Genomic DNA, 17,203 nt, shown 5'->3' on the forward strand with positions numbered 1-17,203 from the left:
GCGAATGCATGGCACGCTGGGGTATCTTTCCCCCGCCCGATTCGCTAAGCAGTTTACGACGGCATCCGTTGCGTGAGTATCTACTTTCTTGACAGAGGTCCATGGTGTCCGTAACTTGTCCCAACGTGGAATTTCAGCAGAGATAAGGACTCCTGAGTCCGTTACGCTTAGGATATGAGTTACCAAAAGACGTTCCCGACCTGCCGGGAACGTCTTTTGGTGTGCGCCCTTCGGTGAAAACGAAGGGCAGTGGAGGAAAATGACCTCAAATCATTGCTGTACAATAAAGCCTCAGCCCTAGTCCGTACTGTGCCCCATAAATTGCATCAACATTTGAGTACTAGTGTTTGCTACGGAGTAAATAGTACCTGCAGGTTACTGTCCTGATCAAGGAACCGGGTGTGTTGGTCTGATATGATTAACTGATTGTATTCACCAAATTCTGTAGCATATGTCCGGTAGGGGATATTAGTCCAAAACGTGAAATAGTGGCAATTGACAGAGAGAAACGCAGCAAAATGCAGAAAGCTTGAACAAAGCTGAAATAGTTGCGACTTTTTTGATTTATTCACGTATATAAACCTTTAATAAGACTAAAATACGCCAAAAGGAGCGATGCATCTTGAATTTCATGAACCAGAATGGCGATAATATCCCAGGGTTCAAGCTGCCGAAGTTGAAGCCGGGCATGTACAAGAGGATAGGGGTGGGGGTAGCCGCTGCGGCTGTGTTGCTGTATATCGGCGCCACCTCATTTTATACTGTGCAGGAGCAGGAACGTGCGGCTATTCTGACCTTCGGCAAGTATACGAGTGAGAGCTCAGCCGGGCTCCATTTCAAATGGCCCTATCCCATCCAGGATGTAATTACCGTGCCTGCCGAGCTGACCCAGCGGATTCATATCGGGTACCGCCAAGAGTCGGATGGAGCAGTTCCGGTGGATGATGAAGCTATGATGATTACAGGCGATGAGAATATTGTCTCTGCCGATGCGGTAGTCCAGTGGAAGATCAGCAATATCCGTGATTACCTGTATAACATTGATGACCCGGACAAATTCCTGCGTAACTCGGCCAGCTCCTCGATCCGTGCGGTCATTGGTTCCGAGAAGCTGGATTATGCCATTACTGACGGGAAGACGGTCATTCAGGATAAGGTCCGCGTGCTGCTGGTGGATCTGCAGAAGAAATACAACACCGGCATTCAGATCATCGATATCAAGTTCCAGGATATTGAGCCGCCAAGCGGCCAGGTGGAGGAAGCCTTCCGCGAGGTGACGAACGCCCGTGAAGAGAAGAATACGAAGATCAACAACGCCAAGAAGTACGAGAACGATATCATTCCGAAGGCGCGCGGTGAAGCACAGGCCCTGCTGGAGCGGGCCGAAGGCGAGAAGAAGTCGCGTATCCTGAATGCGCAGGGGGATGTGGCGCGGTTCAATGCGATTTTTGCCGAATATGCCAATAATCAGAGCGTCACCGAGAGCCGGCTGGTCCTGGAGACACTGGAGACGATCCTGCCTAACGCCAGAATCTTCATTACGAACTCAAACAGTGACACTGTGAACTATCTGCCGCTGAATGAGCTGATGCGCAGCACCAAGGATAGCCCCTCTGCTCCTGCCGCTGTGAATCCGGCGCCTTCAGCCGCACCGCAAGGAGGAGATGCCAAGTGAAAAGAAACCCGATCATCTTATTGATATCATCTATCGTTCTGATTATTCTGCTGGCTGGCTCTATGTACATCGTGAAGGAAGGGGAATATAAGGTCGTTCTCCGTTTCGGTGAAGCAATGCGTGCTGTGGAGGAGCCGGGGCTGAAGTTCAAGCTTCCTTTTATCGAAAATGTCTCGGAGCTGCCCAAGTATCAGATGACGTACGAGAGCTCGCCGACCAGCATTCTGACCAAGGACCAGAAGCCGATTGTGGTTGATAATTATACGGTCTGGAGAATCACCAACGCCTCGCAGTTCCTGAGAACCGTTCAATCGGTCAGCGGTGGGGTCCAGCGTATCGATGAAGCTGTCTACAACTCGGTGCGCCGCAAACTGTCGGAGGTCAACTATGAGAATATCATCAGTGAGGATACCGGACGGGGCAATATTAATGATGAGATTACTAAGGATGTAGTAGCGGCTTTGACCCGGGATAATTACGGAATTGAAGTCATTGACGTACGGATCAAGCGTACCGACCTGCCGGAAGAGAACAAGCAGAGCGTGTACAACCGGATGATCTCGGACCGTCAATCCATTGCTGCACGTTATCTGTCCGAAGGGGACGAGGAATCCAGGAAGATCACCTCCAAGGCGGACCGCGCCTCCCGGGAGCTGATGGCCCAGGCTGAAGCCGACTCCAAGAAGATTATCGCCGCAGGCGAAGGGGAAGCGGCCAAGATCTATAACCTGGCCTATGGCAAATCTCCCGAGTTCTATAGCTTCTACCGCACGCTGCAGAGTTATGTGACTACGCTGAAGAATGAGCCGGTCATCATGATCCCGATCGATTCGCCTTATGCGAAGATACTGATGGGCAATAAATAAATAGGCTGAATGACAAACACCCCTTAGGATCAATTGATTCTAAGGGGTGTTTGTCGTTTTGCCCGGCGGGCTAGAAGGTTGTAATTTCAGGAAAATAGGCTTATCTAGATAACTCACTTAATATATATTGTGTTATATCAATTATTTTCAAATCAAAGGGGTGTTCATATGAATCAGAAGATAAAACGAGTGCTACTTGGCAGCCCGATCCATCAGAAACCGGAGATTCTGGAGCATTTTCTGAAGTCGCTGCAGCGGCTCAACCTTAACAATATTGAGCTGCATTACTATCTGATTGATGATAATCGGGATACAGCTTCCAGTGAACTCCTGCAGCAGTTCGCCCAGAGCGGGAGAACAGTCTTCCTGGAACCCTCTGGCTACCATGATGACTATATACGCGATGATAATACCCATGCCTGGCGTATCAGCCTTATCTGGAAGGTGGCCGAGTTCAAAAATAAGATGATCCGGCGCGCGGAAGCTTTCGGCTATGATTATCTGTTTCTGGTGGATTCCGATCTTATTCTTCATCCAAGTACGCTGGAACAGCTGATCAATTCAGGCAAGGACATTATCGCTGAAGTGTTCTGGACCCAGTGGCAGCCGGGCAAGCTGGAACAGCCGCAGGTGTGGATGCATGACGAATACAACCAATGGGAAGCGTTGCCGGGAGAAAAGCTTTCACCTGAGGAGATCAAGCGCCGCCTGCATGCTTTTCTGCTTAAGATGAGGCAACCGGGAACCTATGAAGTCGGCGGACTTGGTGCCTGTACTCTGATCAGCATCAAGGCCATCAAGTCCGGTATTAGTTACAAGAAGGTCCGAAACCTCTCCTATTGGGGAGAGGATCGCCATTTCTGTATCCGTGCAGCAGCACTTGATATTCCCCTCTTCGTGGATACTCATTATCCGGCGCTGCATATCTACAGAGACAGTGATCTTGACAAAGTGGAGGAGTTCGTAAAACTAACAGATGCAGAAGCTAATCTAATTAAGCTGCAAGCTGCTGATGCGGAACATGTTGTCACCCCGGCAGCGGCACAACGCCGACACAAGCTGACTCTCACGATGATCGTCAAGAATGAAGCCTCAAGGTTCCTGCGGAAGATTCTGGAAGAGCACCGCAAATATATCGACGAGGCCGTTATTATCGATGATGGCAGCACAGATGAAACAGCAGAATTAATTAAGGAGGTTCTGGGGGGAATTCCGCTTAAGTTGATTTATAATCCGGTCTCCCGCTTCAACAATGAATCCGAGCTGCGCAAGCAGCAGTGGGAGGCGGTGGTTGCGACCCAGCCGGAATGGATTCTTAATCTGGATGGGGATGAGATCTTTGAATCCAGCTTTGCCGAAGAAGTGGACTCCCTGCTGAGAACGGAGAACTGCGACTTATTCTGCTTCCGCCTCTACGATCTATGGGATGACAACCATTACCGCGAGGATAAGTACTGGCGGGCCCACATGAGATACCGGCCGTTCCTGGTCCGCTACCGCGAAGACATTACCTATCTCTGGAATGATCTCCCGCAACACTCCGGGCGGTTGCCAGAGAATATTTGGGAATTGCCTCATCAATTGAGCAACCTGCGGATTAAGCATCTCGGCTGGTCGAAGCAGGAATTTCGGCTGGAGAAGTATATGCGTTATATGCAACTGGACCCGAATGGCAAGTACGGCTGGAAGGAGCAGTATCAGTCCATCCTTGACGAGCATCCCCGTCTGTTGCCTTGGAGCGAATAGTAAGGGCATCCGTTTCTGTTACTGGAAGATCAGCAGTAGCGTGCCCACCACGAAGCAGTAGTACGAAAAGTAGATCAGGTTCCCCTTCGCCATAATGCCGATGAACCAGCGCATCGCGTAATAAGTGGCGACCAGTGTGGTGAGGAAGGCAATCATATAGGGAATTGCCAGCGCGGAGCGGTTAGGATCATGCACGATGTCGGATGCACCCAGGATCAGACCGCCGATACTAATAGGAATGTACAGCATGAAGGAGAACTTGAGTGCGGTCTCCTGCTTCATCCCGACGGCGATCGAGGCGATCACGGTTGAACCGGAACGGCTGATACCGGGAATCAGGGCCACTGCCTGAGCCAGTCCGACAAGAATGGCATCCCGCACGGTAAGATTTCCGTCTCTTTTTTGCCCGCGCAGATTGCGGATCAGCCAGAGGGCCACCCCGGTAACAAGTAAGCTGATGGATACGGTATGTACGGAGGTGAAGACGCGTTCGATCGTATCCTTGAAGAACACAGCAGCCACGGCTGCAGGAATCGTACCTATCACAATATAGAGGCAGAACATGAACTCCGACCGGTACTTGGCATTGCGCGTGCGCATATAATGGAAGGCACCTGTAATCAGATCCAGAATATCTTTGCGGAAAATAAAACAGATGGCGATCAGGGATGCCGTATTCGTTAAGATTTCAAAGGATAGCCCATTCTGCTTCATGCCGAGCAGTCGTTGTACGATGATCAGGTGCCCGCTGGAAGAGACGGGAATCGGCTCCGTCACTCCCTGCACGAGACCCAGCAATAAGTATTTTAGCCATTCGAACCAATTCTCCATGAGTTCCTCCTGAATATCAACTGCAATTTCGTTAAGCCTGTCTTCTTCTTAGCCGCTTGGACAAGACGTACAGTCCGAAGCCGAGCAGGAACAGGGTTGCCGCCGGAATAAGGTAAGGCTTGACGATCTCGTCCACATGCTCCCACTGCGAGCCCAGCTTGAAGCCCAGATAGACATAGACCGAGGTGATCGGAAGCATGGCCAGGAAGGTGTACAGACTGAACTTGAACACATTCATTTTGGCGATTCCGCAAGGGATGGAGATCAGCGTTCTCACACCGGGGATGAAGCGTCCGTAGAAGGCCACACCGCTGCCGTATTTCTCAAAAAAACGGTCGGAGGCCTCCAGATGATGCGGGCGGATGAACAGATACTTGCCGTACTTATCGACCATCGGCCTGCCGCCATACCGGCCCAAGGCATACAGTGTTAGCGGGCCGAAGGTGCCCCCGACAGTACCAGCCAGGATCGTAAGCAGGAGCTTCATGTCCCCAAGATACACCCAATATCCGGCAAGCGGCAGCACGATTTCAGCAGGTACGAATTCAAACGACAAGGCGATGACGATACCAGCATACGACAAATCTTTGAAAAAGAGTATAAATTCCGTAATCCACTCTGTCATGCATTTCTCTCCCTTCTCAAACAAAAAGCCCCCTAATTAAAGGGGGCAGTCTCATCAACTGTCAGCACCCTCTCATCTGTGCAAGGCATCCGGGATGCCTCTAGTGCTGTGCCTTAATGCTTATAGCATGCCGGTCACAGCGGTATCATCGGGCGAAGCCCTCCACCGAACTCTGGATAAGAGTATTATTCAATTTGATAACATTAAAACATACCTGTTACCCATTAAGCAAGTTTGAGAGAGTGGGAGAAACTGTGTATAAAATATGAAAGCGTTATCGCAGCTCAATCCTGAACACATCGCCCGCTTGCCCGCCGAACACGGCCATTCCGCCGTCCGGCAACCGGACCGAAGGGTCTTTGCTTACCTTGAAGTGGCTTACAATCATCCCGTCGGCATCATAGACAACGAAACCGCCGCTTGGGGGAGAGGTAACGGTCATGGTTTTGCCGGCAGCCTTCTTATCAATCTTGAACCATACACTCTCGCCGCCCGCAGGAACGGTGCTGGTAGAGGCAGGGCCTCCGTAGATCGGCTTCACGGCGTTCTCGCTAATATAATCATTGCCGTCAATGGTTAAATATTCGGCACCGTTCTGCTTGGAGAAGGTCAGATCGAAGGCATCTCTTCCGTTCATGACTGGAATCTCAGCCGCATTGACGGCGGTGTTCTCGTCCACAATCCGCGTCCCGGTGGCATAGCCTTGTTCAACCTCAATAGTCTTCGTCAAGATGGAAGGGGAGAGGTAGAAGAAGGAATTGATTTTCTCATCCACAGCGTAGTAATGCTTCCCGTCTCTTTGCGCCCAGGCCTGCTTCGTAGAAGCATTCAGCGGACTTACCGCAAGCTTCTGATATTCATACGTGACCATTAGCATTTGACCAACGCCAGGGATGCTCAGGTGGGTATTCAGCTTCAAATAGGTTTTGCCGTTCTTCTGTTTATCGAAGCTTATGGCGGCGCTGCCGTCCGGGCTCGTGAACTGCCCCTTGCCGGTATAGATATACTTCTGTGCAGGAATGAGTCCCCCTTCAAGCGCAGGCAGATCAATCGCTCCGTCCTTAATGGTTATGGCTGTGGTTGCGCCGACAGTGCCATATAATCCCGCAAAGGACTGCATCTCAGCTGGCATAGCCGCTTTAACAGGAGGCTTGAAGGCAGCATCCGGCAGAATCTTGTTAATCTTCCCGGTGTCCTTCAGGTAGGCCAGCAGCACATTGGTGGCGAAAATGGTGTTATAGATTGAGCTTCCGCCTGACGAGAGCACCGCGATGGATATATCGGATTCCGGCAGGGTAATCAGGTCAGCGTGATACATGATGGTATCTCCGCCTTTGGATAAGGCTGTGATTCCGTAATCACTGAACGGCGCCAGATCTACGGCATCCCAGCCCAGACCGTAATTGAAGCTGTTTCTCTCCTCAGGCACCCAGATCCCGTTCTTGTATTCGGGCTGCTGCATCGCTGTAGCGGAGGCTTTCGACAGAACGTCTGGATGCTTTCCGTTCAGCATCTCGGCGAATGTAGTCAGATCTTCGGCTGTGGAATAGAGGCCACCCGCTCCGAGGATATTGGCGTTCTCGCTAGGCAATGCCTGCGTTAGACCAGGGAAGTAGGTTTTGGCGAGCTGCTGCCGGTTAAAGGTATCCAGCGGCGTCTTGGTGGAGCTTAGCTTCAGCGGGCTGCTCATGTGCTGATCCAGGAACTCTGTATAGCTATTGCCCGTCACCTGCTCAATCATCAGCTCCAGCAATTGAAAGCCGTCATTGCAGTATACGGAATATGCGCCGGGATCGGATTTCAGGCGTTCGGACTGAAGCCTGGTCAGCAGCTCATCATGATTCTGTGTATCGGCATCGTCCATCAGAATGCTGTTCCCGTAGTGGCTGCCGTACAGGCCCGAGGAGTGGTTCATTAACATGCGCGGGGTAATCTGCTTGTACCGCTCATCGGCCATCTTGAACTGCGGCAGATACGTGGTCAGCGGCTGATCAATGTCAATGATCTTATCTTCTGCGAGCATCATCGTGGCTGCGGAGACATGCATTTTGCTGACCGAGCCGATGCCGAACATCGTATCCTTGGTGATCGTCGTCCCGGCTGCCTTATCGGATACACCGAAGCCGCCGGATACCGTAATCGCACCTCTATCCCTGATTGCATATTGCATGCCGCTTACCCCGTAATCGGATACGATCTTCGAGCCCAGCAGGCGGGCTGTTGTCTGCACCGGGCTCTCCTTCTCCTGCGCGGCAGCCGGGGCCGCAGGAATCACTAACATGGCAGCCAGTACGACTGAAGTTAACTTGTTCATCTTGAATTCCTCCTCTTGTGTCTCTTAGGTAATCTTCCTGAAGTTATCATACAGGCAGAAGAGAGGAACGTGGCTTGAACAACCCTGAAACGCTAATAACGATCCCTAAAGTGCATTTTATATAGAGGCTTCGCGTGAGAAGGGGAGGACCACCATATTGTTGAATTCCCGATGCCCGGCTTCAATCGTCATATTCCCGCCGTACTTCTCGCAGATTCTGGAGATATTGGTCAGGCCGATGCCGTGGTATTCCGGGTCGGGCTTCCGGCTCTGCAATGGGGCGGTCACCGTGGCGGTGTGATTCAGGATATGGATGAACAGGGCGGACTCACTGGAGTGCATCTGGATCAGAATGTAGCGGTCCTCGGCGAGCCGTACTTTTTTGGAGGCTTCAATGGCATTGTCCAGCATGTTGCCCAGCACAACGCACAGGTCATAACGGTCGATGTGAAGCTCACGGGACAGCAGCTTAAGGCGGGTGTCGATTCGGATGCCGTTCGCTTGTCCGATATTCAGCGTGTTCGTGACCAGCGCATCCACCACCAGATGGCCGGTGTTGACCCGCTGGTAGGCATCCTCCACTTTATTCAGCGTGAGCTTGATATGCGCAAGAGCTGCCGCCGGATCATCCCGCCGTATACATTCTTCAATGTAGAGGAACTGCTGATGGGTGTCGTGGATGATTCTTTTGATCGACTTGAAGCTGTGCACCGTCTTCTCATAGTTGGCGTCCTGATAGTTCATCTGGTGCTGAAGCTGGGCGTTCTCATGCATGAACTGGAACTTGTCGGTAATGGTATCGAAGATATAGACGATCATCACATTCAAGAACAGGAAGCCGAGAATCGCAAAAAAATAATAGAAATCCTTCGTGCTGTTAACGGTAAGGATGTTGATCTGATAGGTGCTGATGAGCGGGACAATCAGGAACATCACATAATACCGGTAGGGCAGGGAGACGCTTCGCCGCTTGGAGATCAGCCGGATGATCTGAATCACCGGGAACATAATAATGCAGCTTAGGATCAGTCCCTTGATGAAGGCCTGCCGGTCAATTCCCGTACCCGTGTCCATGCTGGTGTAGTCTACCGAATCTATCATTGAGAAAATATACAGCGAGATAAAGCTGACCACCGTCATCAGCACAGCGTACAGCGTGGAAAAGATCACCTGGGTCTTCATCTCCACCTTATAGGCTTGCGCCATAGTGAAGATCATCAGCAAGGCTACGCCGGAGGAGAATATAGGGGACAGCGGGGTGACCAGGTAGAGAAAGCAGAGTACCCCGTAGATGAGGAAATATATGATCCGGTTAGGCTTTCTGGCGGACTTATCAAACACGGAGGCAAAGAAGAATTGGGTCTGAAAGCACATCACCAGTACCACACAGACGACGAGAGTCAGATTATAGTGAGTCATAGGAGCTGCCCTTCATGATCATGAATTTGGTGTAGAAGTCCTTAACCTCTTTAATTTTGGACCGGCCGATGGGGAACTCCTGCCCGCCCGACATCAGCACGGAGCCGCCCGCGAACTTGTGGACATGCAGCAGGTTGATAATAATCGAACGGTGGATCTGCAGGAAATGGCTGTCGCGTAGGGCTGAAGCGTACTCTGCAATAATCCCTCTGGTCTCATAGATCTCCGTGGTGGTAATCACATTCAGCTTGCTCTTGACCGTCAGGCTCTTGGCCGCCTCAATCCCGATAATATCATCATGTCGCAAGACGACTTCCTCATACCCGGACTTGATAACCATGAATTTCTTAGTCTGGGCCTGGAAGTAATCACACAGCTTCAGGATCTTCTCCTCCAGGAGCTGCGGGGCGACCGGCTTGATCAGATACTGGAAGGTAATCACGTCGAAGCTCTCCACCATATATTCAGGGTAGCTGGTCAGGAATATAATCTGTTCGTCAAAATGCTTCTGGCTTCTCAAGCGGCGCGCCGCCTGAATCCCGTTCATACCGCCCATCTCCACATCCAGAATCAGGATATGGAAGGGGGCTCCGCCCTGTTCATAGTGGGAGATTAAGTCCTCTCCCGAAGGAAACAGCTCAATTTCAAATTCGGTATCCGTCTTGACGGATAAGCCGACCAGAATCCTCTTCACCAGCTCCCGCTGCTGTTCTTCATCCTCACATATCGCTACCCGATACATCCAAGGGTCCCCCTTCATTCCGGCTCCATGCCTAAGCAGATATTTGTACACAACATTATATAGCATTGTCCAGGGGAAGGAGCGAATCAGGGGGTCAAACGCATAAGTTAATCCCTGGACTGCAAAAGCGAATCGGTGAAAATCCGGAGACCAGGGCGGGCGCTACGCTTTTACGCGGGTCGTTCCGCCCGCTCCGCTGTTTAAGCGTGTAATCTACTTCCACAGCCGCAACAGCGGCCCTGCCTCGCCGTATACGGGATCACGCTCCGGCAGCGGAACTTCGCGGATCTCGGGGAGCGCCGCAGCGAAGTCATCCGGGTCCGCCCGGCGGGTGTTATAATCCATGCCGCCGGGATAAGCACCGGCGATGCGGAAGTCCGGCGAAGCCGTGAGCTTCTTGTGTGCCGTCCCGGCAGGCAGCACCACAACGTCACCGGCCTCCACGCTGGCGGTGTATCCGGCATCTCCGCCAAGCTGGAGGCTGGCGCTGCCGGAGATCACGCCCAGCACCTCATGCGCGTTGCTGTGATAATGGTGATAGGGGAAGACGCCGTTCACCCAGCTGTTCAGCCAGCCATTGTTATTGAAGATCTGTTCGGTGTCTTCCGGGTGGTCCCGGAGAACACCCTTATACAGCAGGACCGGAAGCTCCGGGTTGTTCGGCAGCAGGCCATCCGGCTGGAAACTGAGCTTCATTATAGATTCATCCTGCTCCCGGCCTATATAGTTATGTTCTGGCATAGCGGATCATCTCCTTTGTATATAGAATTACCCTGATGCTAGTACTGCACACCATGGATTCTATTGACGGGAATTTTTTCTGTGAATGGTGCTATTCCCTGTGCTTTACCTGCTTGTAAAAGGGTAATTGATGGCATACAGTGTAACATAGCTGTTATAGATGGTTGTGAAAGGGAGGGGTTATAGTGAGAATTATCCGTAAAATCAGTATCCTGCTGGCGGCCGCGCTGCTGCTGCCTGCCATTCTGGTGCCTCAGGGGGCAAAGGCTGCTCCCGTACAGGCGAAGGCTGCGTCAGCCGGGACGGTGGCCGCTGCCGCTTCACCCGCCCAGAGTCCGGCCACGAACGGACTGGTGCCGCTGACCGGCGCCATCAACGGGAATCTGCCGATTCATATGTCCATTAAGGTGGAGAGCGGCGGGAAGCTGACCGGAAGTTATTATTATGATAAATACAAGAAGACAATTAGACTCACCGGTACAGTCAGCGGCAAATACGCAAATATGTATGAATACGATGCAAAGGGCAAGGAAACCGGCCATTTCGAGGGCTGGTGGATCCCCGGCACCGGCTTCGCCGGAGTATGGAGCAACCCGGACGGCACCCGCCAGCTTCCGGTAGAAGCATTGACAGCTGCCGCCGCAGCCAGCGCCAAGGTTCCGGCAGCAGCGGACTGGAGCGGGGAGTGGTATATGGAGACGTATTCGCCCTTCTTCGGATCTTATGTTGAATTCAGCAATGTGAAGAGCGATAAGCTGGTCTTCTCGATGGATGCCTACGATGGCGCCCATTCCGGCCAGCTGTATGAAGAGTCGGCAGTGGTCCGCAAACGGATGGCCGTCTACAAGGAAGAGGACGGTTCCGTAGTCTTTTTCTATCTGCTGAACGGCAATCTATATGTCACCAGCCCTTCGCCGGTGTATTCTGCCGGGGCGAATGTAACCTACACCGGCCAATATACAAGAGATTCGCAAGAGACGGTCTACACACTGCGTGACACCGGTGTCTTCAAGACGGCCGCAGATGATAAGGCCTTCCGTAAGCTGGTAGGGGAAGATTATGATCTGTTCCTGTACAGTATGCAGTTGCTGGATGAGCCGAAGGATCTGGACGGTAAAGGGGCAAAAGTGGTAGAGGGCGGCGTCAGAGGGCTGTTCACCCTTACGGAAGCCATCATCATGTATGATAAGCAGGGCCATTTCTGGGCGGCTGCGCTTGATTCGGATGAAGCCTCTGATTCAGAGGAGATTCCTGAGACCTTCGTACGGTTCTATACGAATGTTCCCGGCACCAGCAAGCTGCCGAAGACTATTGTGAAATGGATGGAGGATTTTCCTGATTACGCAGTGGTCTATATGAATTTCTGAACCTTCGCCAGAGCGTTTTAAGTTCCCCGTAATGGGTACATTGAAAGAGTGAGGTCTGTCTGACATGGGTAGCTACTGCACGAGAATCAGTGTACACCGGTTATGTCAGCGGATTCGCATGTCCTGCAGCTTTTCACTGAAAGGACGGGACAGCGCGGATGCGCAGGTCCTGCCGCTATAATGAAAGCTGCGGGTGCAACAAGAAACGGTATGCCTAACCCCTGACCGGGGGGCGGCATACCGTTTTTGTATGGATTCTGTTATCGCCGAAGTTCCGGCATGGAATCAAGTATATAGACGCTTCCAATTCGCATACCAGCGCTCAACCTTCGCGGACGGAGTGAGCTTCAGATCCCGCCAGAGCAGGCTGCGCAGCTTCTCATATTGCTCCTGTACGAAGCTCAGCTCACCCAGCCGGTTATAGAATTCCATGAGCGCCAGGTAACCCGGCTCGTGGTAGGGATGCAGCTCCACAATCCGCTGATAGGTGTTGACGGCCTTGGTGATATTATCCTTGACGGTATAATAATCGGCCAGCTCTGTGGCATGCTGTAAGGAGAGGTTCCTTAGCCGCTGCCGTTCACTCTCGGCCCACAGGTACTCATAATCTCCCAAGTAATCACCGGTATAGAGTTTTAGCAGCTCTTCGTGCTCCGCTACGTTATAATCATCGACCGGGTCCAGGGAGACGACCCCTTCCTCCCACAGTACCGCATCGATCTGCGCATCGCCGCTCTCCAGCATATACCCTTCACCCACGCTCGCATTGCTGATCACAAGGCCGATGTCCGCCCTTTTCAGAGATTGCCTGATCTGGTAGATGGCCGTATACAGATGGGTAGAGGCACGCTTGAATGAGGCCTCGGGCCAGAGCAGCTCGATCAGCTTGTCCTTCACAACGATCCGGTCGTGGTGGTATAGCAGGAAGGCGAACAGCTCCTGGGCTTTGGATGTGCGCCAGCGGAAATCCCGGATAGGGATGCCTCCCCGTTCGAATTGGATAGCATTGAAGCAGCGGATCAGCAGCAAGCCTGGCTTGTCCGTGTCATCCTGGTTGACCTTCCGGCTCCTGATTCGCTGGAGGGTCCGGCTCAGCCGTTCCCTGGAGACCGGCTTGAGCAGATAATCCTGTGCGCTAACCTCGAAGGCTTCCAGCGCGAAGCTGTTATGGGCGGAGACGAATACGATGGCTGAGCCGGGACAGCACTCTTCGAGCTGCCTCGCAGCCTCCACGCCGTTCAGCCCCGGCATATCAATATCAAGAAAAATAATATCTGCCTCCCAGCCGGCCGCTTCGCTCATAGCCAGCAGGGGATTGGTATAGGTTGCCGTTACAATGGTCGATCCCAGCGCCCTGAGCGTGGATTCCAGCTGAATCAGGGCGAGTCGTTCATCATCGATCAGCACTACCCGAAGCATTGTAGCACCTCCTTGTACAGGATATAGCAGATGGAGGATGGATTCACTCCATAGGCCGGAGAGGAATCATAAAGGAGACGGTGGTTCCAAAGCCGGGGCGGCTCTGAATGAACAAGCCTTGCCCGTAACGTTCAATCAGCCTCCGGTTCGTGTTCCATATCCCGATACCGGAGTTCTTGTCCTTGTGCTTCATCAGCAGGCGTTCAATTTGCCCCTGCTCCATGCCTTTGCCATTGTCCTGCACCGTAAGCCGGACCTGCTCCCCCTCCTTTTCAATGCGGATAGTCAGCGTGCCTCCCTCTATAAGACTGAGCAGCCCGTGACGGACGGCATTCTCTACCAGCGGCTGCAGAATCAGCGGGGGAACCCGCAGCAGTCCGGTATAATTCCGCTGCCATTTGACCTCCAGCCGTTCGCCGAACCGCACCTGCTCGATGTATAAGTAGGCTTCTACTAACGATAGCTCCTGCTTCAAATGAACCAGTCTGCCGGTATTCATCAGGTCGAAGCTTGAGCGCAGATAGGAGGAGAAGGCCTCAATGAGCTGCTGCATCTGGCAGATATCGATGGTACTGAGCGTGGCGATGGAATTCAGGGCGTTGAACAGGAAGTGTGGGCGGATCTGCGCCTGAAGGTAAGCCACCTCCAGCCGCAGGCTGTGGTCGATGGTCTGCTTCAGCCGTGCCAGTCCGGTAACCCGGTATTTGAGTTCCAGGCTGTCTACCGGCTTGGTCACATAATCATTAGCCCCCTGCTGAAATCCGTAGTAGATCTCCTCGCGCATAGCCCGCGCCGTCAGCAGCAGCACCGGCAGCTCTGACACCGGATACCGCTCCCTTACCCGGCGGGTCAGCTCATAGCCGGACATCCCGGGCATCATCACATCGGTAATGAGCAGATCCCAGGATTCCTCCTCCAGCCGCATCAGGGCTTCCTGCCCGCTTAACACAGAGGTCAGCTGATAGATATCTTCATGCAAAATAGTCGAGAGCACCCGGAGATTAACAGGATCATCGTCAACGGCCAATATCCTTAGGACAGCTTCATCTGTACCCAAGCCGGACGGGGGCGGCGGCACCCCCGCCAGGAACGGCTCATCGTCCTTATGGCGCAGACGGATACTCCGTCCGGTGTTCGCGGCATCCGGTGCTTCCACTGCTTCTACCCTGCCGAACCGCTCATCTATGAAGAAGGATTCGTGCGCCAGCGGCAGGGTGAAGCGGAAGACTGAGCCTTCCCCAAGGCTGGACTCCACGGTCAGGCTGCCCCCGTGCAGCTCCACCAGCTGCCGGGTTATGCCGAGCCCCAGACCCAGGCCCCCCCGGTCCTGTCCGCCTGCCTGTTCATAGGGGAGAAAGATGCGCGCGAGGGCTTCTTCCTCCATCCCCGCACCCGTGTCGGCCACGCTAACCAGCAGCTGCCCGTCCGCTTCTTCGGCAGTCACAAGAATGCCGCCGTTCTCTGTCCATTTTACTGCATTATGTATCAAGTTGAAGAGGATTTGAATCAGCCGCTTCTCATCGGCCCACACGCGCGGCAGTGAAGCGGATACGCTTACATGAAGCGTCAGGTTCTTACCGTCTGTTAAGTAGCGGAGCATGTCCACCACTCCGGCGGCGATTGTATGGACGGACAGCGGTGCAGGATGAAGGACCATCCGGTTCTCCCGGAGCAAAGTGAGATCCAGCAGATCATCCAGCAGCTGGGACATTTGCCGCCCGATCCGCACCAGCAATTCCAGATCTCCCGCGTCTTCTTCCGGAGAGGCTGCCCGCTTCTTGTCGTATTCCGACTGGGCAATGCTCATCATGCCGTGCAGCGGAGTCCGCAGCTCATGCGAGGTATTGATCAGGAACCGGTCCTTCTGCTTGTCCGCCTGCAACAGCTGTTCGTAGAGCAGCCTGTTCTCATTGGAGCGCCGGGTATATTGCTTCAGGGCATAAGCGGAGAATCCGACGATCGCAGCCAGAATATCTACAGAGTAGAAGGGCAGATTCTTCCGGTAACTATTCACTGTTGTTCCCCAGATTACCCCCGATACAATGGAGGAGCCGATGAAGGTGAGGAATCCGACATCCTTTTTTTGCTTATAGACCATAATTCCGAACAGCACAAACATCCAGCAGGGGGGGAGCATATACAGAAGGCTGAAATAAATAGTAGCATTGGACAGAACGATATGAATCGGAAGTATGCATAGGCACAGGGTATAGAGAAGAAGAAGCAAGCTATACACCTTAAAGCCCCGGCCGACAGCCTGTGCGCTGTAGAATTTGTAGGTCAGCAGCAGCATGAAAAAAACCATCCATACATAAGACAGCAGCTTGACCTTGATTCCCCAGGTGTAGTTGAGCGGCAGCACAATGAACAGCAGGACGTCATTATCCGCTGAGATGGAGACGGCCAGAATGATCAGCATAAGCGCAAATAACAGGAGGGCCGGTTGTTCTTTGTCAAACAGGTACAGAATGCAGACGTATAGCGCATGGAGAAGAAGGATGATGATGGTTGCCAGCTGAAACGAGGTAGAGTACCAGCGTTCCTTCTGAATCGAGGACTGGGCGCCGAAACGGATGGAATAGGAGATGCCCGCCTTCTCCCCATGCTCATAATTGGCAGTCTGGATCAGGACGAGCAGGTTCTTCGTTCCTTCCGGCGGAAGATAGTGAACATAATAGGGAACGGCCATAGGACGGTATAATTCCTTAGTTGCTGCGGGTTGACCCATAGCCTGAAGGGTGCAGCCGTTAATCTCGATCTTTGAAGACGCCTGGATCTGCTGGACCCAGAAGGTGTAAGGCTCATCCAGCGGCTGATCGACCAGAATACGCAGGGCATAGGTACCATAGCCTAGGGGAGAACCGGACATCGCTCCCTTCCAGTTGCCGGGTACCTTTACTGGGACAGCGTCTCCGGCGGTGCCGGAGCGGATATCACTTTCGCTGACCAGACGGTTCGGGTAGAAGTCCCATGTCCCGTCAAGGACAAGCGAGTGGGCATGCTTGAAGGTCCAGCCGCGTAGATCAAGCACGCCTGCATCCGCACTGGGCTGCTCCGGCAATGCAAAAATCTGCTGCCATACCCTTTGCATACCTAGCAGCAGAGAGATATATATAACCACTAAGGTCAGATGTTTTAAGTAATATCTGGAATTTTTATTCATCATAAATTAAAGATTTCGACAGAGGAGAGGAAGCACCTGCATAAAAATTAAATATATTATTGAACAATTAACAGAGGTCTATGCGAAAGATTCACGAAAGATTCTGGCGCCGGGGCTCAGATTCCGTCTCGTTCTTTTGTCCTGCTTTCCAAGCCGGCCAATAATGCTGCTTGCATAACCCTTTCGCATAATGCCGTCTGTTACAGTCCTCTTTCGTGCATTTTCTTTCGTTGGCGGCTCTGAGTCTTCCCATGTATGCATCCCTCCATAAAGGTTTCGTGTCAAGTCAAGCCCA

Annotated in this window: 12 protein-coding genes and 1 riboswitch; of the genes, 4 read left to right on the plus strand and 8 right to left on the minus strand. The window is 52.6% G+C overall.

What is annotated here, in order from left to right; all coding sequences use genetic code 11:
* Positions 1 to 631 precede the first annotated feature (631 nt).
* The 3 genes from hflK to ACFSX3_RS17090 all read left to right on the plus strand — a co-directional run bounded on the left by hflK (position 632) and on the right by ACFSX3_RS17090 (position 4,287).
* Positions 632 to 1,675 (plus strand): FtsH protease activity modulator HflK, encoded by a 1,044-nt coding sequence (gene hflK / locus ACFSX3_RS17080; RefSeq protein ID WP_209985217.1) that lies wholly within the window; start codon positions 632 to 634, stop codon positions 1,673 to 1,675.
* Positions 1,672 to 2,541 (plus strand): protease modulator HflC, encoded by an 870-nt coding sequence (gene hflC / locus ACFSX3_RS17085; protein ID WP_339219306.1) that lies wholly within the window; start codon positions 1,672 to 1,674, stop codon positions 2,539 to 2,541. Before hflK ends, hflC begins: the two co-directional genes overlap by 4 nt.
* A gap of 168 nt (positions 2,542 to 2,709) precedes the next feature.
* On the plus strand, positions 2,710 to 4,287 hold the full coding sequence (locus ACFSX3_RS17090; RefSeq protein ID WP_209985082.1) for a glycosyltransferase family 2 protein: 1,578 nt from the start codon (positions 2,710 to 2,712) through the stop codon (positions 4,285 to 4,287).
* Between the two features lie 18 nt (positions 4,288 to 4,305).
* On the opposite strand, the gene ACFSX3_RS17095 is transcribed toward ACFSX3_RS17090, so the two are convergent.
* The 6 genes from ACFSX3_RS17095 to ACFSX3_RS17120 all read right to left on the minus strand — a co-directional run bounded on the left by ACFSX3_RS17095 (position 4,306) and on the right by ACFSX3_RS17120 (position 10,959).
* On the minus strand, positions 4,306 to 5,118 hold the full coding sequence (locus ACFSX3_RS17095; RefSeq protein WP_209985079.1) for an undecaprenyl-diphosphate phosphatase: 813 nt from the start codon (positions 5,116 to 5,118) through the stop codon (positions 4,306 to 4,308).
* Between the two features lie 31 nt (positions 5,119 to 5,149).
* The gene (locus tag ACFSX3_RS17100) at positions 5,150 to 5,743 is read right to left on the minus strand and encodes a DedA family protein (RefSeq protein WP_209985076.1); all 594 of its coding nucleotides are present in this window, start codon (positions 5,741 to 5,743) and stop codon (positions 5,150 to 5,152) included.
* 69 nt (positions 5,744 to 5,812) lie between these two features.
* A riboswitch (SAM riboswitch) is annotated at positions 5,813 to 5,926 on the minus strand.
* Positions 5,927 to 6,017: 91 nt separating this feature from the next.
* Positions 6,018 to 8,057 carry a serine hydrolase domain-containing protein gene (locus ACFSX3_RS17105; protein ID WP_209985073.1) on the minus strand — a complete coding sequence of 680 codons (2,040 nt, stop codon included), beginning with the start codon at positions 8,055 to 8,057 and terminating at the stop codon, positions 6,018 to 6,020.
* A 117-nt stretch (positions 8,058 to 8,174) separates the two neighbouring features.
* On the minus strand, positions 8,175 to 9,476 hold the full coding sequence (locus ACFSX3_RS17110; RefSeq protein WP_209985070.1) for a GHKL domain-containing protein: 1,302 nt from the start codon (positions 9,474 to 9,476) through the stop codon (positions 8,175 to 8,177).
* A complete protein-coding gene (locus ACFSX3_RS17115) occupies positions 9,463 to 10,218 on the minus strand; it encodes a LytR/AlgR family response regulator transcription factor (RefSeq protein WP_209985066.1) in 756 nt (251 codons plus the stop codon). The genes ACFSX3_RS17110 and ACFSX3_RS17115 overlap by 14 nt, the downstream gene beginning before the upstream one ends.
* A 213-nt stretch (positions 10,219 to 10,431) precedes the next feature.
* The gene (locus ACFSX3_RS17120; protein WP_379255824.1) at positions 10,432 to 10,959 is read right to left on the minus strand and encodes a cupin domain-containing protein; all 528 of its coding nucleotides are present in this window, start codon (positions 10,957 to 10,959) and stop codon (positions 10,432 to 10,434) included.
* 185 nt (positions 10,960 to 11,144) lie between these two features.
* On the opposite strand from ACFSX3_RS17120, the gene ACFSX3_RS17125 reads away from it, so the two are divergent.
* Positions 11,145 to 12,326, plus strand: a complete 1,182-nt coding sequence (locus tag ACFSX3_RS17125) for a hypothetical protein (RefSeq protein ID WP_209985064.1) — start codon at positions 11,145 to 11,147, stop codon at positions 12,324 to 12,326.
* A 285-nt stretch (positions 12,327 to 12,611) separates the two neighbouring features.
* Here ACFSX3_RS17125 and ACFSX3_RS17130 read toward each other — a convergent pair whose 3' ends face one another.
* Both ACFSX3_RS17130 and ACFSX3_RS17135 read right to left on the minus strand, forming a co-directional pair.
* Entirely contained in the window at positions 12,612 to 13,745 is a 1,134-nt protein-coding gene (locus tag ACFSX3_RS17130; RefSeq protein ID WP_209985061.1) for a response regulator, read from the minus strand.
* 43 nt (positions 13,746 to 13,788) lie between these two features.
* Positions 13,789 to 16,836, minus strand: a complete 3,048-nt coding sequence (locus tag ACFSX3_RS17135; protein WP_379255827.1) for a hybrid sensor histidine kinase/response regulator — start codon at positions 16,834 to 16,836, stop codon at positions 13,789 to 13,791.
* Positions 16,837 to 17,203 lie beyond the last annotated feature (367 nt).

The sequence above is a fragment of the Paenibacillus rhizoplanae genome (assembly GCF_042684125.1).
Lineage (GTDB): Bacteria > Bacillota > Bacilli > Paenibacillales > Paenibacillaceae > Paenibacillus_AQ > Paenibacillus_AQ rhizoplanae.